This window comes from uncultured Fibrella sp., from assembly GCF_964250085.1.
Taxonomy (GTDB): domain Bacteria; phylum Bacteroidota; class Bacteroidia; order Cytophagales; family Spirosomataceae; genus Fibrella.
In genome coordinates this window covers 1186222-1207067 of record NZ_CAXUEC010000001.1, presented here as the reverse complement: position 1 = coordinate 1207067, position 20846 = coordinate 1186222, and the positions used below count along the sequence as shown (strand labels likewise).

Below are 20846 nucleotides of genomic sequence, written 5' to 3'. Positions count from 1 at the left end.
ATGAATACAAGCATGATGTGGTATTTTTAGGATTACTATAATTGACACAGTGTACCTGAAAATTAACCACATTCATCAGAATCAGACTCAGCAGCGGGTGCTCGGGCGGTGGAAACCCGCTTTTCTGATGCAGTTCGGATATGGTTTTATAATGGTTTATCCGGTCCATAATCAGAACGAGATAACCAGTTTACCAATCGTCGTGCCCGATTCGAGTTGCGCGTGGGCCTGTTTCAGCGTATCGGCCGACAGGCCATGCAGAGTTTGCGTGAGGGTCGTTTCCAGCACACCGGCGTCGAGCAGGTCGGCCACCCGGTTCAGGATATGGTGCTGCTCGATCATATCGTCGGTCTGAAACGTGGAACGGGTAAACATCAACTCCCAGGAGAAACTGACGCTCTTGCTCTTCAGCTTGTTCAGCGCAACGGGCGAGGCACTCCCCGTAATGGAAGCAATATGGCCCTGTGGTTTAATGAGTTCGGCCAGCGTATCCCAGTAAGCGTTGATATCCACAAAATCGACAATGTAATCCACGTACTGAAACCCGGCGTTTCTAACCTCGTCGACGAGGTTACGGTGATTGACAACCAGATCGGCACCCATTTTCTTACACCACTCATTGGTTTCGGGGCGCGAGGCGGTGGCGATGACGTGCAGTCCCAGCACTTTTTTGGCCAGTTGGATAGCAATAGAACCCACACCACCGGCTCCACCAATGATCAGTAGCGTTTTGTTGCGGTCGCGTTCGGGCGAAAGACGCATCCGGTCGAAGAAAATTTCCCAGGCCGTCAGGGCGGTCAGCGGGATTGCCGCCGCCGCTTCGTCTGACAACGTACCTGGCTTTCGGCCCACAATCCGTTCGTCGATCAACTGGTATTCGGCGTTGCTGCCCGGTTTGGTGATATCACCGGCATAATACACGGCATCGCCCACGGCAAACAGCGTGACGGCACTGCCCACCGCCTCCACCACACCCGCCGCGTCCCAGCCAATGATTTTTGGTTGTTCCAGCACGGTGTTTTTAGCCGAGTTCTGCCGGATTTTAAAATCCACCGGGTTCACCGATACGGCATTGACTTTCACCAACAGATCGTGACTACCCGGAACGGGTTTATCAATGTCGACGTCGATAAAACTTTTGGCTTCCGAGATAGGGAGCGATGTGTTGAATCCTACTGCTTTCATAACTGGTTTACGTTACTGCTTTATTTACCGTGAGCTTCCGCGCTCACTTCGTTCCAGGTTGCCAGTCGCTGCTGATAAACGGCTTTGACAGTTGGATAACCAATTTTTCCCAAAATAAGGCGAAGCAGCGGCTTAGCATTTTCAAAACGCAAAGCGGATAGTAGCCATTTATAGTGGACACCTACCTTCAATCATGGGGCCTCTTCTGGCTGGAACGTACCTGCAAGATTTTAGTCTATTATAGATTACAGATGAGTCAGGTGGCTGTACATACAGTTTTCTAAATCCCGGATATATAACTCACGCTTTTACCTCTACTTCATCAACCGTATAAGTAATCCCTCCGGGCGGTAGACTTTGTGTGTATCAGAGAGCATTCGCTAAATTACTGCCTACCCCCAACTGCTATGCCTGCTATCGACAGATACACGTTCCTGAAAGAAATTTCCCTACTGGCGGGTGCTTCGCTCCTGTCGGCGCCTGGGTTGACAGCGATGCCGACTGCGACAAAATCAGCCATCAAACTGGGTTTCGTCACGTACCTGTGGGGCAAAGACTGGGACCTGCCGACGCTCATCAAAAACTGCCGGGATACCGACATTCCGGGCGTGGAGCTACGCGTTGAGCATGCTCATAAAGTAATGCCCGACCTGACTGCCGCCCAGCGGCTGGACGTTAAAAAACGGTTTTCCGATAGCCCGGTTCAGTTAATTGGCTTAGGCACCAACCAGCAGTTCGATTATGTTGATCAGAGCCAGTTGAGGGCGTCTATCGAGCGGGCAAAAGAATTCATCCGGCTAAGCGCAGACGTTGGCGGGTCGGGCGTGAAGGTGAAACCGAATGGGCTGCATAAAGAGGTTCCGGTTGAAAAAACGCTCGCTCAGATCGGCGAATCGCTGAACGAACTGGCCACTTACGGGGCAACGCTGGGGCAGCAGATCAGGCTGGAAGTACATGGCGAAGCCACGCAGGAACTACCCGCGATCAAACAGATTATGGACGTTGCCACCCATCCAAACGCCACCATCTGCTGGAATTGCAACCCGCAGGACCTGAACGGCAACGGTTTTCAGGCCAACTTCAATCTGGTCAGTAATCGATTGGGCGCAACTTGCCACGTCCGTGAGCTCGACCGGACCGATTATCCGTATCAGGAATTGCTGACGAACCTGACGAAGATCAATTATAAAGGCTGGGTGTTGCTCGAATGTCACACCGACCCCGCCGATAAAGTTGCCTCGATGAAAGCACAGCGGGCCGTTTTCGACCGCATGATCGCCAAAGCCTGACTACTTTACACCGCCTTTATCAGCGCTACTTTCTCGAAATCGTCCCAGAAAGATGGATATGATTTAGCCACCACGCCCGGCTCTTCGATAATGACGGGGCGAAGCATGGCGATGGGTGCAAAAGCCATAGCCATCCGGTGATCGTCGTACGTATCGATCCGCACCGGCTCATCCGTAGCCGGAGCCGTTACGGCCTGAATCTCGTAGCGTTCATTAGGCACCACTTCGACCAGATCACCGCCAAACTTGCGCAGCTCGTTCTGGATCGCCACCACCCGGTCGGTCTCCTTGATTTTCAGGCTTTCGATACCAGTAAACGTGGCTGGAATATTTTTCAGTGCACAACAAACGGCGACCGTCTGCGCCAAATCAGGGCAGTTGGTGAAATCGACGGTAAGGTGGGTGGCTGCCGCTTTTTTGGTAAGCCTGAACCCTTTACCCGTATACGTCACCTGCACCCCCAACTGGTCCATGATTCCTACGATCGCGCTGTCCCCCTGAAGCGACTGCTCTTTCAGACCTAGCAGTTCAATATCGGCATCGTCGGCCAGGGCAACGATGCTGAACCAGTAGCTCGCCCCCGACCAGTCGGATTCGATGGCGTAGGTAGTAGGTTGATACGTACCTGCCGGAATATGAATTGTCTGCGCATCCCAGTCGGCGGTGGCGGTAATACCAAAAACCGCCATCTGTTGCAACGTCATGGTCATGTAGGGCACCGAGCCCAACGTGCCTGTCAGATGCAACGTCAAGCCGGTGGGCAAATACGGAGCCAGCATGGCCAATGCGGAAATATACTGACTGCTCACATCACCCCGGATGCTCAACTCAGCGATGCCTGTAGACTGAAAACCAGCCGTTTGCAGTGGCGGATAACCATCCTGACCCAGGTACGTTATATCAGCTCCCAGTGTCCGTAACGCCTCGACCAGCAACCCAATCGGTCGCTCGCACATACGTGGCGTGCCGGTCATAATCTTGGTTTGGCCCGTTAACGCGAAATAAGCGGTCAGAAAACGCATGGTCGTTCCCGCGTCGAGTACGTCGGCGGTTGGTGCGTTGTTATCGCGCAGCAGGCGAATCATGGTCTGCGTATCGCGGGCTGTAGACAGGTTTTCGAGCTGGCAGCGGAAACTGGTGAGCGCATCGAGAATGAGCGCACGGTTGCTTTCACTTTTCGAAGAGGCGAGGGCAATAATAGCCCGAACGGGCTGTGTGGGGGGCGTCAGTAAAAGGGCATTCATGCCGCAAAAGAACGCAATTTTCAGCTATGACCTCGGCAAATGCCGCCAGAGAGCCAATTTTTTGACCAAATTCACTATAATCAGTCGTAAACCCGGCGCGTCAGCAGACAGCTTAAGCAATTGGCTGTTTTGATTTACTGGGCTTCGGAATACTGGCCGTGAGGAGCCAGAATTGTTGTAGCTGTTGAACCGTACGCGTCAGATCGTCGTATTGGTGCGGCTTGGTAATGAATGAGTTAGCCCCCAGCGAATAAGCCCGGGTTACGTCTTCACGTTGGCTCGACGTAGTCAGAACCAGCACAGGCATTGTCTTATAGGCCTCCTGATTACGGAGATGAACGAGCGTCTGAAACCCGTCCATGATGGGCATGTTGAGGTCCAGCAAGACGAGCGTGGGGCGCTCCTGCGAAGTAGCCAACTGGCTGATTAATTCTTCACCATTGGTAAAAAAAACGAGATCGCATGCCACTCCCGTAGAGGCAAATGCCGTTCTGAGGAGAAACTGATCATCCTCGTCGTCTTCCGCTACAAAGATGGTATGCTGGTTCATCTCCTCTAATCTTGATACGTCTAAGTGGTACGTATAAAGGTACCGTCACCTTCCAACAAAAGCAAATTTGCCAAATGGCTTGTGTAGAATTTCACAAACGTTTAATACGTTATCTGATTAAAGAGCGTGGCCAACCAGAAACCAACTACCTGGTCCACAGTACCTTTATCCTGTGACGATCGTTAATGGTGTAACTCCTGTGGGAGAGCTTATAACACACCGCTCCACCCAACAGCATGAGACCACCCGGTACCAATGACTTTGGATCGAATTGGAAACGGCCGGTATGCCCATCCAGACTACGGGGATTAACAAAATCGGCTATAACAAAGATGGCACCGGCGGCTGGCAGCAAATAACCAAGCTCTGTTATAAAGGGAATTCTGTGTTTGAGATACACGCGCTGCACATCAGCCAACGGAAACATCAGTGCCTGCGGTTGGTCGTAAAGTTCGTTCTGGAAGGCGATCGTGAAGGCCGTATCGCTCACCGCCGTAAGTGGATACCGGTATTTTTCTCCGTCTGATTTAGCCCGGAAGGCCATCGTTTCACCGGAAAAAATGCGGTAGCGCCGAAACTGGCCAAATGTGCCGGTGACATCAATGGACAGGTAACGGCTCTTGGTCAACGATTTTGCCTGCCCCTCAATGGCTGGCAACGTATCAGACGAGGGCTGGTAGGCTGCCGGACGAGGCTCCGGTTCCTGCAGACGTACCCCCGGCACTGTAGCGGGTTGAGCCAGGCAGGCAATCGTACCCAGCCAGGCAACAGGAAAAAAAGATAGAAAGCGCAGCATATCCATGTCAGTAACCAATTACTAGTTGCTCAACGCATAGCATCGAGGAAAGGTTATACACGCCTCATGCTGCCATCCGGCTATTTACTTACCCCACCCGATACGATCAGCTTCATGGCCTCAGCGCTCGACAGGTTCAGTAGCTTGACATTTTCGGTCGGTACGATGAATAATTCGCCGGAAAACGCATATGAGTGCGGACAGTAGACCATAACCGAATCGGAAAGGTTGAAATGACTCAGGTCCGTTTGTGTAATAAATCCGATTTTACGAATACCCGACTCCTTGTTGATTGTAATCAGGGCGGGCTGATTAAATTTTTTCTTATCGCCCACAAAGGCTGATATCAGATCTTTTACGGAGAAATAAATCAGGCTGACGAGCGGTAAATGCCGGATTGACCCTTCGAACAGCGACGCTACCGACTGCGGAATAACCGTAGAAATCAACAGCCCCGATCCCAGGATAATCCCCGTCATGATCAGAAAGCCAATGCCGGGAATATCGATAGGCACCAGCCCATCGACCCACACAAACACGCCATAGATCACGTAAATAGTCAGGCCAAGCGGCGCAATAGCCAGCAAACCCCGCCCGAAATAGGCCAGCAATCGACTGGTAAATTTATTAGTCATGGTGTAAAAATAAGGTTCAATGGTCAAGGTCTAACGTTCAAGCTGTTCAATCCTCACACTACAATGCTGCATCATTAGAAACCTTGAACGTTAGACCTTGACCATTGAACCTTATTTTTACACCATGATTCATGCCAAGCCATTACGCTCGTTTACGGAGCAGATTTTTCAGGCCATCGGTTGTTCGGAAACCGACGCTCAATTAGCCGCTGATGTACTTGTTTCTGCCGATCTGCGCGGTGTCGATTCGCACGGTGTGGCCCGGTTGGCTGGGTACGTTCGTCTCTATGACCATGGCCGGTTGAACCCCACCCCCACTATTCGTATCGTGCACGAAACCCCGTCGACCGCCGTGGTTGACGGCGACCGGGGATTGGGACTGGTTGTTGGACCGTGGGCCATGCGGGTAGCCATCGAGAAGGCCCGCGTAGCTGGCACCGGCTGGGTGGCTGTGCGCAACTCGAACCACTTCGGCATTGCCGGTTACCACGCGCTGCTGGCCATTGAGCACGACATGATCGGGCAGGCCATGACCCATGCCGCGCCGCTCGTTGCACCCACTTTTTCGCTGGATAAACTCTTGGGCACCAATCCAATTGCGGTGGCTATTCCGGCCGCAACGGAGCCGCCTTTTCTGGCCGATTTTGCCTCAACGGCTGTAGCTTACGGCAAGCTGGAAATCCTGCAACGCAAGGGACAGGATATCCCCGTGGGCTGGGCACAGGATGCCAATGGAAATGCCACAACGGATGCCAATGCCGTGAAAAATGGCGGAGCGTTACTCCCTCTTGGCTCCGACCGCGAACACGGTAGCCATAAAGGCTACGGATTAGGCGCTATTGTCGATATTTTCTCCGGCGTATTATCCGGGGCTAACTATGGTCCGTGGGTACCTCCTTTTGCCACAGCCGGATTCATGCAGGCCAACGAGGGTGTGGGTGTAGGAACCGGTCATTTTTTCGGAGCCATGCGCATCGACGCTTTCCGCCCCGCCGATGACTTCAAGCAACACATGGACACGTGGATTCAGCGGTTCCGCTCCGCTAAAGCTGTGGATGGACAGCAGGTATTGATACCCGGCGATCCCGAACGAATACTCGAAGCCGATCGTCTGCAAAACGGAATTCCTGTTCACGAAACAGTGGTTAAAAGCCTGAACGAATTGGGTGACCGATTCGGTGTAAAGCTTGGAAACTAAAAGTGAGTGAGTAGTGGTATAGGTCAACGGTCCGACAAATTTTACTGACTAGAAAACCATATTCGGCGTACACTAATAACCACCTGGCTACGGCTCACTTTTTACGACGATCAGTTTGTTCACCTAAAAAGTTTGGGCCGTTCGCTCAGCTTTTTTCGTGTAGCCATTTCAAATAAAACAATTCGTTAATGCACTAAAAATGGCCTTTACGGGGCCATTTTTGCTTTTATTACTTAGTATACAGGCTTTATAGGAAATATGTCTTTTCTAAAACACGACCAGAAATAGTAAACAACATATCACACGTTATTCTGTTGTTCAAGCAAAAGGCCCGTTAAATAGCAGGTCAATCACCTATATCACTAATCGTTATGAAGAAGTCAATTTTTGTTGCCGCTCTAGCCTTTTTGCTGGCCTCGCAGGTCGGATTTGCCCAGGCAGTTCAGAAAGCCAAAGAGGTAAAAAAAGAAATGAAGGCTGAAAAGAAAATGGCAAAAGCCGAAGAATATCGGGAAGAAGCCAAAACAGGCAAAGGCCTGGAAATAGCAGGCGTTTCGGACAAAAAAACCCGCCTGGCCAAAGCGGATAGAAAAGAGAAAAAAGCCGAGAAGAAAGCATTGAAAAGCGAAGCGAAAGCGCTTAAAGTCGTAGCCAAAGAGAAAACAAAAGTTGCGGCAGGCGTAAATTAAAGGGTAGTAAACCACCATTCACTCCATGAAGAATGAGAAGGGGCTGTATGTATATGTACAGCCCCTTTTTTTATGTTTCCGGCAACAAAAAGCAGTTAACCGGTACCCTGGGTCGTTACGGTAAAAGCGTGTCAATAAACTTCCTTTCATCAGCAACCTACAGCGAGAAAGCAATTTTACCGATATACCACCGTGCGTTCAGGGCTTTAGTACCAACTTCGTTTCGGCTACTTGCTCAACGCGTTTTCGGGTGAAGAACACCGGAAAATAGCCGTTTTCGGCCCACAGCGGGAACAGATCACGGTAGTGCGGGCTGTCGGGGTCGGCCGATTGGCCGGGGCTGTTGATCCCCATCGTACGGTCCCAATCCTCGGTATCCATCACAATGCGGAAGGTAGCGCCGTGTTCCTGATTCAGGCTATTCCCCGTTGCATTGACCGTTTCTGCGTAGCCACCCCGCGCCACCGGACCGATATTGATGCGCCGCCGTTGCTCCTCACCGACCAGTTCGCTAAGGGCGTGGGTGAGCGTAATGTGTTTGTAGGTACGTTGCCCATACACCCAGGTTTCCATCTCCGGGCCAAACTGCTGAGTCAGGTCGTCGACGGCATGGGTTACGCAGGCGAGCAGCAAACTATCCCGCCAATTTGGCGACTCAATGGGTTGTTTTGTAAGCAATTGCGGCGACACCGCCCAGTCGAGGATGCGCTTGGTCGGAATACTTTTCAGGTACGGTCGCGCATCGGCAGGGATGGACAACGCCATGAACGCCCGACGAAGGTGCGCTTCAAAACCCACATAAATGGCCGCCGCTACCGACGACGGACTCAGTTCATAATTCCACTTGCGCAGGTACGTTAGCGCCTGCTCGGTGGGCAGATTGTCGGATGAGAGCGGTTCGAGCAATGGCACCAGCGTTCGGGCGGGCAACGACAGGTAATCGGCCTGCAAGCGCATGAAATCGCTGATGGTCTTGCGTTTACCGTCGTTCAGTACCTCTTCGATCCGGTGCGCCCGCGACGGCGATGCCCATACCCAGCCGATGGCATTGCGGTACGGATAATCGACCGGCGTGAGGTTGTTATTGGCCGTTACGATGTAGCCCGACGGTGGATTTTCGCTATGCGGCAGTTGGGCAATGGGCAGGTAGCCCGCCCATTCGTAGCGTCCGTCGCCCGGCACCGGCACCAGTCCCGTCCAGTTTTTACGGATGGGGGCCAGCCCCACGGCTTGCCAGCCAATCGTGCCTTTAGAGTCCACGGAGGGCCGCCCCGCCCAGACCATGTTTTCGCCTGGAATTCGACTGTGTAAACAGGCCTGCCGAAACTCGGTCCATGACCGCGCCTGGTTCATGCGCAGACTAGCCAGATAAGGCGAGCAGCCCGGCTCGAGCCAGCCCGCCCGCACGGCATAAGCCCGGTTGGCCTTTCCGTCTTCAAACACCACCGGCCCGTGACGCGTGTATCTCAGCGTAACCGTTTGTGCCGCCTGCCCCCGTACCGGAATCGTTTCGCGCCGTGTCCGCATGGTTTCCCAGTGGCCTTTATAACGGTACTGGTTTGGGTTGGCCGGATTAATTTCGTAGACGTATAAATCCTCGTTATCGGTGTCGAAAATAGTGAGGCCCCACGCGCCGTAGTCATTATGACCAATGGAAATGCCGGGCAAGGTTGGTTCGCCGGCACCGATGACGTTCCAGCCGGGGGCGTTCAGATGAGCCCAATACCGCAACGATGGCGTCGACTGGGCACGGTGCGGATCGTTGGCCAGCATGGGGTAGCCGCTCGCCGATTTATCGCCCGATACGGCCCAGTTGTTCGAGCCAACGAACTGTTTCTCAGCCTCGAACCAGTCGTCGATCTTCTCCCGCTCGTGGGTACGTTGTTGGGCTTCCTCTTCATCGGTTGCGCCTGGTGTCTGGTCATTTTTGCTGAATCGAATGGGTAGTCGGAAGGCTTCATACAGTTCCAGAATGTTTTGCATCAGCCCCGCCCCGTCGACATGCAAGGTCAGATCAGGCTCGTTCTGGCCAGCCCCCGAAGCGCTGGACTGCGGGTGAAACCACTGCAGCGCACGCAGGCTGTCGGCCCCGATCAGATGCACCAGCCGCCCGTAGTTGAGTTCGTCCCGGATGTTGCTCAGTAACCCCTGATGGCGACTGATCACCACCTCCGGTGTCCAGAGCTGGGGTTTTGTGCGCAGGGTTTTAAACTCAAACGGCAGTTTATCGGGTGTCTTGTTAATGGCAGTGATGTATGCATTGATGCCCGCCACGAATGATCGCACAATCAGGCTGCCGTGCGGGTGGTAGTGGTTCAGTTCAGCGTCCAGATTCTGGGGGCGGAATTTAAAAAGCCGGGTGCCCACATCGCGTTTCAGCTCACGGGGGCCAAGCAGTTCAGCTACCGTACCCGTTGCCTGTCTGCGCCACATTTCCAGTTGAAACAGCCGGTCCTGCGCCGCCAGATAACCTTGCGCAAAGAATAGGTCGTGCTCATTTTTGGCGTAAATATGGTTCACCCCCCACTGGTCGCACAGCACTTCTACTGGCTGTTGCAGGCCTTCGACGTTGAGGTTTTGTGTACAGGCAGTGGTGGCAACAAGCAGGAAAAGCAGAATGAGGCGCATAGGCAGGTTTTTGGTAGAGACGCAACACGCGCGTCTCCCGGTTACGATACAATTTGCCCCGAAACGGACCCAAAACCAACCCGAATTCCATCTTTTTCGGCGTAGCCTCGAAACGTTACCGTATCACCATCTTCCAGAAAGGTGCGCGTTTCACCCGATGCCAGTGTAATCGGCTCGGCACCACCCCACGACAGTTCGAGCAATGACCCCCACGACGAACGATTGGGGCCGGAGATGGTGCCCGATGCCATCAGGTCACCCACACGGATGTTGCAGCCATTGACCGTATGATGCGCCAGTTGCTGCGCCTGTGACCAATACAAATACCGTTGATTCGACCGCGAAATGACCAACTCGCCGCCGGTTTCGGGCGTCAGGCTAACGGTCAGGTGTACGTCCAGATTGGGTAGCGGACTTACCTCTTCCAGGTACGTTAACGGGGCGGGTTCCTGAACGTACCCAGGCACCCGAAAGGGCGCGAGGGCCTCCATCGTCACCACCCAGGGCGAGATCGACGTGCCGAAGCTTTTGCCCAGAAATGGCCCCAACGGCACATACTCCCACTGCTGTATATCCCGCGCCGACCAGTCGTTGAGCAGCACCATGCCAAATACGTGTTCGTCAAAATCAGCCGTGGTCAACGACGTACCCAACGACGTATCTTTTCCGACGATAAAAGCCGTTTCCAACTCGAAATCAAGCCGTTGCGATGTTTCAAAAACGGGCTGTATGTCGCCTTTGGGTAACCGCTGCCCTTTCGGCCGCTTAATCGACGTACCTGATACCACCACCGACGAAGCCCGCCCATGATAGCCTACGGGCAAGTGGCGCCAGTTGGGAAGCAGCGCATTGGCCGGGTCGCGAAACATCTTTCCCACATTGCTGGCATGGTCGATGCTGGAATAAAAATCGGTGTAGTCGCCAATCTGAACGGGCAGGTGCATGGTGGCGTCGGCTTGCGGGATCAGGACATATTCGATTACCTGACGTAGCACCGAATCTGGATTGGTCAGTTCCGCTTGCAATACCGAACGTACATGCTGCCATACTGGCCGACCCATTCGGATAAACTCATTGAGGTTGTTTTGCCAGAAAACATCGCGTCGCCAGTGGTAGGGTATAAAGGGGTCGAAAATATTCATATCGGCCGTGAAAGCCATATCAATAATCTGGTCGCCAATAGCCACGCCCACCCGTGGTTCGGGTTGGCTGGCGGTGGAAAAAATACCAAACGGCAGGTTATGAATCGAAAAGTCAGAATCAGGCGAAATGGAGAGCCAGGACATAGAATGAAAGAGAGAAAGAGTGAATGAGTGAAAGAACGAATGAGCAAATGCCGCTTATGTCTGAAGCAGATACAGGCGTAAGCAACTTTCACTTAATCGCTCATCCGTTCTTTTACTCTTTATTCCCGCCAGGATTGAAAATAAACGCCGTCGTCGATGCCAACGGCCTGATTGGTCAGTTTTAGCGGCCGGAACGTATCGACCATCACGGCGAGTTCATCGGTTTTGGTTTTACCGATGCTGCGCTCCATCGCGCCGGGATGCGGCCCATGCGGAATACCACCGGGGTGCAGCGTCAGGATGCCGGGCGAAATGCCATTACGGCTCATAAAATCGCCATCGACATAGTACAGCACCTCATCGGAGTCGATGTTACTGTGGTTGTAGGGGGCCGGAATAGCGTCGGGGTGGTAGTCGTAGAGGCGCGGCACGAAGGAACAAACCACGCACGATTTGGTCTCGAACGTCTGATGTACCGGTGGCGGCTGGTGGATACGTCCGGTAATGGGCTCGAAGTTGTGGATAGAGAAACCGTACGGGAAATTGTAGCCGTCCCAGCCTACCACGTCGAACGGGTGCGTGTCGTACACAAGCGTGTGCAGGATACCTTCCTTCTTGATCTTCATCACAAAATCGCCGCGTTCGTCATGCGTTTCCAGGTTCTGCGGCAGCTTGTAATCGCGCTCGCTGTAGGGCGAATGCTCAAGCTGCTGCCCGAAGTAATTCCGGTAGCGTTTGGGCGTATAAATAGGTGAGGTCGATTCGAGGTAAAACAGGCGGGTGCCTTCAGGTACGTCGGTGGCATCGAACTGAATCTGGTAGATCATGCCGCGTGGAATAAGCAGGTAATCGCCCGACACAAATGGAATCGTACCCAGCAGCGTGTGCAACGTACCTGCGCCCCGATGCACGAACAGCAGTTCGTCGGAGTCGGCATTTTTGTAGAAATAATCGGTGAGCGACTCGCGGGGTGCGGCCACGCCCACCACCACGTCGCTGTTGACGAGCAGTGGCGTTCGGCTGTTCAGAAAATCATTGGCGGGCGGCACATCGAACCCGACCAGCTTGCGCGACATGATGTTGTGCTCAACGGCTAGTGTCGGGCGCAGATCAACCGAATCAAGCACGGCTTTCACCTGCGTGGGCCGGTGAATGTGGTACAGCAGCGACGACATGCCGTCGAAACCGACGGTGCCAAACAACTGCTCGTAATAGAATGCACCCTCTGGACTGCGAAATATCGTATGCCGCTTGGGCGGTAGCTGACCGAGGCGATGGTAAATAGGCATGGTTTATGATGAAGTAGTTGGTACGTAAACGCAAAAAACGCGTCTATGGCAAAAGCCACAGCGCGAATTTCCTTACTGATGCCCAGCGAGTGTAACCCATACGCTCATCAACATGCACCCATTACTACATCGTAAAGTCTTTTTAATCAGCTTATTATGCCTTCTGTCTTTCCTGGCTAACGGGCAAAGCAGGCGGGTCCGCAGCCGGGCAAAACCTGGCCAGATTCAACTGGATTTAAAGGCCTGTTTACCCGCCCACATCACCGTTAGCAAGACCGTTCTGTGCGTGGGCGAATCGCTTGAGTTGCGCTCGAATATCCTGCCCTCCTACCGGTATCGCTGGTTTAAAGATGGGGCGGTACTCGTTGGCGAGTCAACGTACCTGCTCACGATCAGCAAGCCAGGTACGTATAAACTGGAGGTAACCAACACGGCCAGCGCCAATTGCGTGGAAACGGATGTTGTCGTGATCCGGCAAAGCACCCTCAAAAGCTTATCGCTGGTATCGCTGACCCAGCAGGTGGCGTGTGAAGGCGGTTCGCTGGTTGCCGCTATCGACGCGGGCACCACCGATCCGGCTTCGGTCAGTTTGGTTTACAACTGGCAGCGCAACGGATTTACATTGCCCGGCAACGGCCCCACCATGCGCACCGACCAACCCGGCAAGTACAGCGTATTCGTGCTCGATGCGGACTGTGAAGTGCAGGCCGGGCCAATCGAGGTGTTTGCCAAACCTAAACCGGAGTTTCCGGTGATACCGGCCGTTTGCGCCGGTTCGGTGGAGCAGTTGCCACTAACGGCCACGCCAACCGGCGGTATCTTTTCGGGAAATGGCGTACAGAATGGACAGTTCATGCCCAAACTGGCGGGGGCCGGTCAGCATACGGTTACGTATTCTGTTACCAATACCAGCGGCTGCGAGGCCACTGCTGCCCAGACCATCGAGGTAGTGAGCGTTCCCCAGCCCGACCTGGGGCCAAACCAGACCATCATTGTCGGCACGAGCGTGGCGTTGCAGGGGCCAACCGGCACCAATCTATCCTACACCTGGGACCCCATCGACGGATTGCTGACCGAAGGCTTTTCCGACACCAGCGGCGGGCGGCTGAATCTCCCCCGCGTGCTTGCCCAGCCTGGCCAGACAACCACCTATCATCTCACCGTTAGCGCCGACAGCCAATGTCCGCTCAGCAGCAGCATCGTGATAACGGTGTTGCCCGGCCTGTTTTTCCCGTCGGCATTTACGCCCAACGGCGACGGCCAGAATGACGTTTGGACGATCGTGGGGGTCGAAGCGTTTCCGCTCTGTTCGGTTCAGATTTATAACCGCTGGGGCGAGCTGATTCTGAACCAATCGCCTTATAACCAGCCCTGGGATGGCCGCATTCGGGGTGAGCGCGTAGCCCCCGGCCCCTACAGGTACGTGATTAGCCCCGGCCCGTCTATGCCCGACCGGTCAGGTACGTTGACGGTGCTAGACTAGCGTGATTATACAGGTACGCGGATTCAACGGATTGACGCAGATTTTTGATTCGAACTGATTTGCTCCGCTTTAATCAAAAATCTGCGTCAATCTGCATACCATCCATCAAACCGGCAGGTTGGCCAGTTTCTCTTTCAGCGAATTGAAATCCAGCGGTTTTGCCAGGAAATCATCAGCCCCAAGTTCCATTGCCTGCTGATGGCTCTCGGCATCGCCGTAGGCCGTGATCATCATCACAACGGGCGGACGTTGAGGCGTTACCGTGCGAATGTGGCGGAGCAGTTCCAGCCCGCTCATCCCCGGCATATTAATGTCTGACAGGATAAGTACGGCTTCGTGAGGACGGTCGTTGAAAATCTGTAACGCTTCTTCACCCGACGAAGCAAACGTCATGTGTACGGCACCACTCCGAATTTCACGCCTGAACCGCTGTTCAAACAGCGGCTGTACATCGGGTTCGTCATCGACGACAAGAATATGAGTCATGAGAAGGGGAGCTCACAGTTTTCTGTCTACCGTTTTCTGTTGCTCCGCTTTTGAGCAGCGCAACAGAAAACGGTAGACAGAAAACTATAAACTGGCTTTAAGTTGCTGGTAATAAGATAGTAAACGTTGTTCCGACACCGTCTTTACTGTCGAGCAATAGGGTGCCTCCGTGGCCTTTAGTAATGATTTCGTAGCTCAGACTCAGCCCTAAACCTGTGCCGGAGCCGGATGGTTTTGTCGTGAAAAAGGGTTGAAAAATCTTCTGCTGCACCTCGTCCGACATACCCGTGCCGTTGTCACGTACCTGGATTTCAACGCCCACCGGTGTCTGTATTGTGGTAACTACCACCGTCGGCTGGTAGGCAAATCCTTTTAACGTATCAGACTGTCGTTCAGCAATTTGTCGTTGCTGAACGGCATAAAAGGCGTTGTTGAAGAGGTTGAGCAGCACCCGCCCAATGTCCTGGGCCACCACCTTCACCCGGGGCAGGTCAGCATCCAGCTCGGTGCGAAAGTTGGCGTTAAAGCTCTTGTCTTTGGCCCGCAAGCCGTGGTAGCTCAAGCGCAGGTACTCGTCGGCCAGCGCGTTCAAATCCGTGGGCTCGCGCTGGCCCGTGCTGGTGCGGCTGTGCTGGAGCATGTTGCGCACGATGCCCGAAGCCCGCTGGCCGTGGTGGCTGATCTTGGTCAGGTTCTGGCTCAGGTCACTCAGCAGTTCCTCTTCCAGGTCCGCATCGCGTTCGGCGGGCGGGCGCTGGCGTTCTTCCAGCAGTTCGGTGACCAGGTCGACGGAGACCTCCGAGAAGTTGTTGACGAAGTTCAGGGGGTTCTGGATCTCATGGGCGATGCCCGCCGTCAGTTCACCCAGGCTCGCCAGTTTTTCGCGTTGTACTAGCTGGTCCTGTGTAGCGCGCAGTTCGCTCAGGGCCAGTTCCAGTTCTTCCTTCTGGCGGGTAATTTCTGCCTTTTGTTGCGTCAGTTCCTGGGTACGTTCCTGCACCAGCCCTTCCAGCACCTGTCGTTCACGCCGCTCAGCTTCTTCGCGGTCAATACGTGCCTGATGCTCTTTACTGTACGTTTTACGCTGACGGGCCGCATAACCAAAGAGCGAAAATACCCAGACGTAGGCAAACCCGATCGAATTCTCGAATACGTCTTTGTAAGGATCGTAAAGCGATTTTTCCAGGAAACTCCGCACAAATGACGTGCCCGCCAATACCAGCAAAAACGGAATCAGGGCCAGCAGCAGGGCGCGTGCCGGTGGATAGCGCCGGGCACCAGCGTTGACGATATAAATGTTGAGCGCAAGGGCAACGTAGCAAACCCAGGTTGCCTTTAGCTGGTAGGCTCCGTTGGTGTCCAGAATTTTATCCAGCACAAACAGACCCGCCAACACGATCGCCGTTCCAATCAGCCAGCGATCCCACGTCGGCATTTTTTCCTTCGTGTTAAGGAAGTTGCGCGTTTGAAGCAGGAAGAAAATGGTGATGACTAGAACAGGAACATTCATGGCGGCGGTAATGGCTTAGGCAACCTGTATAGGCAAGGTAATACGAAACTCGGTAAACTGACCAGCTTCCGATTCAACATCGAGCGTCCCCCCATGCCCCTTTGTTACAATGTCATAGCTTAAACTTAGACCCAGGCCCGTGCCGGAGCCCGTCGGTTTGGTGGTGAAAAACGGCTGAAAAATCTTGCTCCGTACATCCTCGGGAATACCTACTCCATTATCCCGAACCCGAATTTCGACCCGTTTGCCCACCACTTTTGTTTCAACCGTTACCGTGGGCTGGTAGTTGGCTTCCCCCTGCTGATGCCGCTGCTGAACGGCATAAAAGGCGTTGTTGAAGAGGTTGAGCAGCACCCGCCCAATGTCCTGGGCCACCACCTTCACCCGGGGCAGGTCAGCATCCAGCTCGGTGCGAAAGTTGGCGTTAAAGCTCTTGTCTTTGGCCCGCAAGCCGTGGTAGCTCAAGCGCAGGTACTCGTCGGCCAGCGCGTTCAAATCCGTGGGCTCGCGCTGGCCCGTGCTGGTGCGGCTGTGCTGGAGCATGTTGCGCACGATGCCCGAAGCCCGCTGGCCGTGGTGGCTGATCTTGGTCAGGTTCTGGCTCAGGTCACTCAGCAGTTCCTCTTCCAGGTCCGCATCGCGTTCGGCGGGCGGGCGCTGGCGTTCTTCCAGCAGTTCGGTGACCAGGTCGACGGAGACCTCCGAGAAGTTGTTGACGAAGTTCAGGGGGTTCTGGATCTCATGGGCGATGCCCGCCGTCAGCTCACCCAGGCTCGCCATTTTCTCTTTCTGAACCAGTTGATTCTGCGTTGACCGTAGCTCGTCCAGCGACTCCTGCAACTGGGCGGTACGCTCGACAACCTGCTTTTCCAGCGTTTCTTTCTGCCGGGCCAGAATGGTTTGCCGGTCTTTTTCCTGCTCAAACGACTGCTTCGATAACCGCTGAACTTCAAGCAGTTGACCAGCCATCCGGCGTTGCGTAAACACAAACGAACGGGCAATGTAGAGCGAGATCGACAGGGGTATGAAGAGTACTGCCAGGTAATAGATCAGTTGCTGGGCAAAATCCGACAGGGAAATTAACCGCAACGAGGCCAGTTCGTCGAATGAATAGATACTGAATACCGAGAACAACACCAGGGCACTGAGCATACCCGCCGAAATGAACTCCCCCCCCCACTGCCGCCGACCCAGTAGCGTAACCCGGCCGCATTCGGCGGTAGCCAGCAGAGCGGGTACAAATTCCGTCCAGTTAGCACCTGTATCGGGCAGAATGAACACCATCAGCCCACTGGCAAGCATACTGGCTACGAGCAAAAAGTAGACGATCCCGAATGGCTTTTCGTAAATGGTATACATGGCGGTCATCAGGGCTATGTAGCCAACCGGATACGCCAACGTACCCAGCAGCGACCAATGCGCGTAGGTATCGTACAGGTCAACGACGCCCAACACAAGCATGATCGACGAGAAGGCCACCGTAAACGCGGCACAGGCCAGGGCCATAGCCCCGTTGGCCCGGTCGTTGGTATTGTAAACGAAGAACAGGCCATGCAACAGGGCTAGCATAAAGAAAAGCCCGGCGGTGAACGACGCGATAATTCGTTGCCAGCGAATGGCAAACGGTTCAACTACGGGTTGGCTCCCGTCCAGCAACCGTGCCCAGAATAATGAACGCCCTGGTGGCCGGTAGCTTCCCCAATACGCATCATCGATAACGGCAAAGCGAACGGCCAGCACCAGATTCCCGGCCGGGTCGGGCTGCACTAGCACGCTATGCTGGGTGATCGAGTGAGTCGGTTCGGCTGGCTTACCGTCTGTAGGGAACGTACCTGTTTGCCGCAGCCGCTTTCCATTGACAAATAACTCAGTAGCAGCCGTTTGCCGCCACGCAAGAATCAGTCCCTGCTGGGTTAGTTCCGGTTTTACGCGTAATCGTAATCGTAGCCAGCCTGTTTTATCATCGGGCATCAGGGGCAGAAGGTCACCCACAGGCCGGGTTGGCTGAATGCGCTGCCAGTCACTGTCGTTCAGATTGGGGCGGCTCCATTCAGGATCATCGCCCGCCCGAAAGGCCCAGCTTATGGGGCCAGCTTTACCCGCTCTGGAAGTCCAGGTGGCTGTAAGGGGAAAACCAGCTTCGGGCAAACTATCAACCACAACAACCTGACCCATTGCCAGCGTGGCCCACAGCCAGCCCATCAGTACAAGCGCTAAGCGGGACATAAAAACGTGTTTCAAACACCTAAAGAAACGCCTTTCGGCTGAAACCGACAAGTTCACCCGTTTTTAGGTACGTTTCCAACGCCCCAGCACCCGATCAACTGCCTACGCCGAACTGGAGGAGAACCCCACTACGAATTGACTTATTTAGAAATAATCTGCATAACGCCTGTTTTTATTTGGATTAAATATAAACAAGCTATACGTTTGCAGCAGACTTTCTGATCTGCTCAACGATGTTACTGGCTTTACTTTTCCTGTTGGCACAACAGCTCCCTGCTCAAACACCTGACTCAACGCAGACGAAACAGCTTGATGCAGTGGTGATTACAGCCACGCGTACCGAACGGCGGGTAGGGTCGCTTCCCATGCCGGTCACCGTGATCGGCCAGCCTCAGATTCGGCAGTCGGGCAGTTTGCGACTCAACGACATTCTACGGGAGCAAACGGGGTTAGCCATTATAAATGACCACGGACAAGGACTGCAAGTGCAGGGATTCGGCCCCGATTACACCCTGATCCTGGTTGATGGCGAACCACTGGTTGGCCGCACGGCCGGTACGCTCGACCTGAACCGACTGACTGTGGGAAATATCAAGCAGATCGAGATTGTCAAGGGGCCGTCGTCCAGTTTATACGGATCTGAAGCGCTGGCGGGCGTGGTCAATATCATCACCGATAATCCGGGGCGCACAAGCGGCAGTTTGTCGGCACGCTACGGAGCCAATCGCACGAGTGACCTGACGGGCGACGTGTCGCTTCGGGCGGGGAAAACGGGGCTGTACCTGTTTGGCAATCGCTACCTGTCGGGTGGCTACGACCTGAACCCCGAAACAGCGGGCAACACGGTGTCGCCGTTCCTGAACCATACGCTCAGCGGCCGGCTGACCACCGCCTTTGGGTCGCGCCTGAAGTTGAGCGTATCGGGCCGTTTTTTCACCGAACAACAGGATAACGCCTTCAGCCTGACCGACCAGCGCATGGTGACGGGCATTGGCACGGTTCGGGAATACACCGTCAATCCGGTGCTGACGCAGCAGGTATCCGATAAGTGGAAGCTGACCTATCGCTATTACCGAACCGGCTACCAAACCACCACCGGCCTGACTTATCAGGATACCCGCGAGGCCTACGACGAGAGCTATTTCCGGCAGACCTTCAACCGGGCCGAGGTAGTTACGGAGCGAACCCTGCAAAATCGCCATTTCCTCACGGTCGGCGCGGGCTTCATTGACGAAAGCGTGGAGGCCACCCGCTATCCCGGTCGGCAGCAGTTTACGACCCGCTATGGCTTTGCCCAGTTTGAGTGGGTGCCCACGCAGCGGTTTACGCTCATTGCCGGGGGCCGGTTTGACGCGCACAGTCAATACGCTGCTCAACTTAGCCCGAAGCTATCGGCGCGGTATGAAGTGAGTCAGACGGTGGCGTTGCGGGGCAGTGCGGGGGTTGGCTTCAAAGCGCCCGATTTCCGGCAGTTGTACCTCAATTTCGACAATGCCGTGGCGGGCTACAGTGTATTCGGTACGCAGGAAGTTGCAGCCGGTATCGCCCGGCTGCAACAACAGGGGCAGATCGCCGACATCCTGCTCGACCCGTCGCGCTTTGGCAGCATAAAGGCCGAAAGTTCGGTGGCCGTAAACAGTGGAGCCGTAGCTGATTTCCAGAAGAAATACGACCGGCCGCTTCGCCTGTCGGTCAACCTGTTTCGCAACGACATTCGTGATTTGATTGAAACGCAGGTAGTTGCCCGCAAAAACAATGGACAGAACGTGTTCAGCTACACCAATCTGAGCCGGGTCTTTACGCAGGGCGCAGAAATAGATGGCAGCTATCGGTTCAAGCTACAAACGGGGCTGTTGACGGTTAGCAGCGGCTATCAGTATCTGGACGCCAAAGACAAAGCCGTAGTCGAGACTATTCGCAATGGACAGGTATTCCGACGCAACCCAACTACCCTGGTTACCGAACGCGTTCAACTGGCCGATTATGGCGGTTTGCTCAATCGCTCGCGGCACATGGCTAACCTGAAATTCTTCTACGAACTGCCCAAACGGGGGCTATCGGCTTCGTTACGGGGCGTGTATCGGAGTCGTTACGGCTTTGCGGATACCAACGGGAACTTGATTCTCGACGATGCCAGCGAATACGTACCCAGGTACATTACGTGGCACATCACAGCGTCTAAAACCATCAAAACCCTCACCATCCAGGCGGGTGTCGATAACGTGACGGGCTACACCGATCCACAATTCATACCCTCACTCGCCGGGCGGCTCTGGTACGCCAGCCTCCGCTGGAACTGGGTACGTAAAGTCAATACAACCACTTAATTCAACCTGTTTATTCCGATTTACT

General features: G+C 54.3%; 16 protein-coding genes. 5 read left to right on the top strand and 11 right to left on the bottom strand.

The features are described from left to right. Positions 1-171 precede the first annotated feature (171 nt). Positions 172-1185: a zinc-binding alcohol dehydrogenase family protein gene (locus ACFE8Q_RS04825; protein WP_375444221.1), complete on the bottom strand. Its 1014-nt coding sequence runs from the start codon at positions 1183-1185 to the stop codon at positions 172-174. A gap of 407 nt (positions 1186-1592) precedes the next feature. Here ACFE8Q_RS04825 and ACFE8Q_RS04820 point away from each other — a divergent pair, with 407 nt between their 5' ends. Next, complete coding sequence (locus tag ACFE8Q_RS04820) at positions 1593-2474, top strand: sugar phosphate isomerase/epimerase family protein (RefSeq protein ID WP_375444220.1); 882 nt, start codon at positions 1593-1595, stop codon at positions 2472-2474. Between the two features lie 5 nt (positions 2475-2479). On the opposite strand, the gene ACFE8Q_RS04815 is transcribed toward ACFE8Q_RS04820, so the two are convergent. From ACFE8Q_RS04815 to ACFE8Q_RS04800, 4 genes are all read right to left on the bottom strand, one after another. Next, positions 2480-3718 carry a 3-phosphoshikimate 1-carboxyvinyltransferase gene (locus ACFE8Q_RS04815; RefSeq protein WP_375444219.1) on the bottom strand — a complete coding sequence of 413 codons (1239 nt, stop codon included), beginning with the start codon at positions 3716-3718 and terminating at the stop codon, positions 2480-2482. 112 nt (positions 3719-3830) lie between these two features. Continuing rightward, complete coding sequence (locus ACFE8Q_RS04810) at positions 3831-4268, bottom strand: response regulator (RefSeq protein WP_375444218.1); 438 nt, start codon at positions 4266-4268, stop codon at positions 3831-3833. A gap of 145 nt (positions 4269-4413) precedes the next feature. Continuing rightward, complete coding sequence (locus tag ACFE8Q_RS04805) at positions 4414-5064, bottom strand: hypothetical protein (RefSeq protein ID WP_375444217.1); 651 nt, start codon at positions 5062-5064, stop codon at positions 4414-4416. 80 nt (positions 5065-5144) lie between these two features. After that, a complete protein-coding gene (locus ACFE8Q_RS04800; protein WP_375444216.1) occupies positions 5145-5699 on the bottom strand; it encodes a DUF502 domain-containing protein in 555 nt (184 codons plus the stop codon). 124 nt (positions 5700-5823) lie between these two features. Here ACFE8Q_RS04800 and ACFE8Q_RS04795 point away from each other — a divergent pair, with 124 nt between their 5' ends. Next, positions 5824-6897 (top strand): Ldh family oxidoreductase, encoded by a 1074-nt coding sequence (locus ACFE8Q_RS04795; protein ID WP_375444355.1) that lies wholly within the window; start codon positions 5824-5826, stop codon positions 6895-6897. 371 nt (positions 6898-7268) lie between these two features. Next, positions 7269-7586: a hypothetical protein gene (locus ACFE8Q_RS04790; RefSeq protein ID WP_375444215.1), complete on the top strand. Its 318-nt coding sequence runs from the start codon at positions 7269-7271 to the stop codon at positions 7584-7586. Between the two features lie 198 nt (positions 7587-7784). Here the strand turns inward: ACFE8Q_RS04790 and ACFE8Q_RS04785 are convergent, their stop codons facing one another. The 3 genes from ACFE8Q_RS04785 to ACFE8Q_RS04775 all read right to left on the bottom strand — a co-directional run bounded on the left by ACFE8Q_RS04785 (position 7785) and on the right by ACFE8Q_RS04775 (position 12789). After that, positions 7785-10214 (bottom strand): penicillin acylase family protein, encoded by a 2430-nt coding sequence (locus ACFE8Q_RS04785; protein WP_375444214.1) that lies wholly within the window; start codon positions 10212-10214, stop codon positions 7785-7787. A 41-nt stretch (positions 10215-10255) separates the two neighbouring features. Next, complete coding sequence (gene fahA, locus ACFE8Q_RS04780; protein ID WP_375444213.1) at positions 10256-11500, bottom strand: fumarylacetoacetase; 1245 nt, start codon at positions 11498-11500, stop codon at positions 10256-10258. A 119-nt stretch (positions 11501-11619) separates the two neighbouring features. Further along, complete coding sequence (locus tag ACFE8Q_RS04775) at positions 11620-12789, bottom strand: homogentisate 1,2-dioxygenase (RefSeq protein ID WP_375444212.1); 1170 nt, start codon at positions 12787-12789, stop codon at positions 11620-11622. A 112-nt stretch (positions 12790-12901) separates the two neighbouring features. Between ACFE8Q_RS04775 and ACFE8Q_RS04770 the strand changes: the two genes are divergently transcribed. After that, positions 12902-14272, top strand: coding sequence for a gliding motility-associated C-terminal domain-containing protein (locus ACFE8Q_RS04770; RefSeq protein ID WP_375444211.1), 1371 nt, complete (start codon positions 12902-12904; stop codon positions 14270-14272). Positions 14273-14377: 105 nt separating this feature from the next. Here ACFE8Q_RS04770 and ACFE8Q_RS04765 read toward each other — a convergent pair whose 3' ends face one another. From ACFE8Q_RS04765 to ACFE8Q_RS04755, 3 genes are all read right to left on the bottom strand, one after another. After that, positions 14378-14758 carry a response regulator gene (locus ACFE8Q_RS04765; protein ID WP_375444210.1) on the bottom strand — a complete coding sequence of 127 codons (381 nt, stop codon included), beginning with the start codon at positions 14756-14758 and terminating at the stop codon, positions 14378-14380. Positions 14759-14855: 97 nt separating this feature from the next. Then, on the bottom strand, positions 14856-16268 hold the full coding sequence (locus ACFE8Q_RS04760; RefSeq protein ID WP_375444209.1) for an ATP-binding protein: 1413 nt from the start codon (positions 16266-16268) through the stop codon (positions 14856-14858). Positions 16269-16283: 15 nt separating this feature from the next. Further along, positions 16284-18494, bottom strand: coding sequence for a sensor histidine kinase (locus ACFE8Q_RS04755; protein WP_375444208.1), 2211 nt, complete (start codon positions 18492-18494; stop codon positions 16284-16286). 257 nt (positions 18495-18751) lie between these two features. On the opposite strand from ACFE8Q_RS04755, the gene ACFE8Q_RS04750 reads away from it, so the two are divergent. Next, complete coding sequence (locus tag ACFE8Q_RS04750) at positions 18752-20821, top strand: TonB-dependent receptor plug domain-containing protein (RefSeq protein WP_375444207.1); 2070 nt, start codon at positions 18752-18754, stop codon at positions 20819-20821. Positions 20822-20846: the final 25 nt, after the last annotated feature.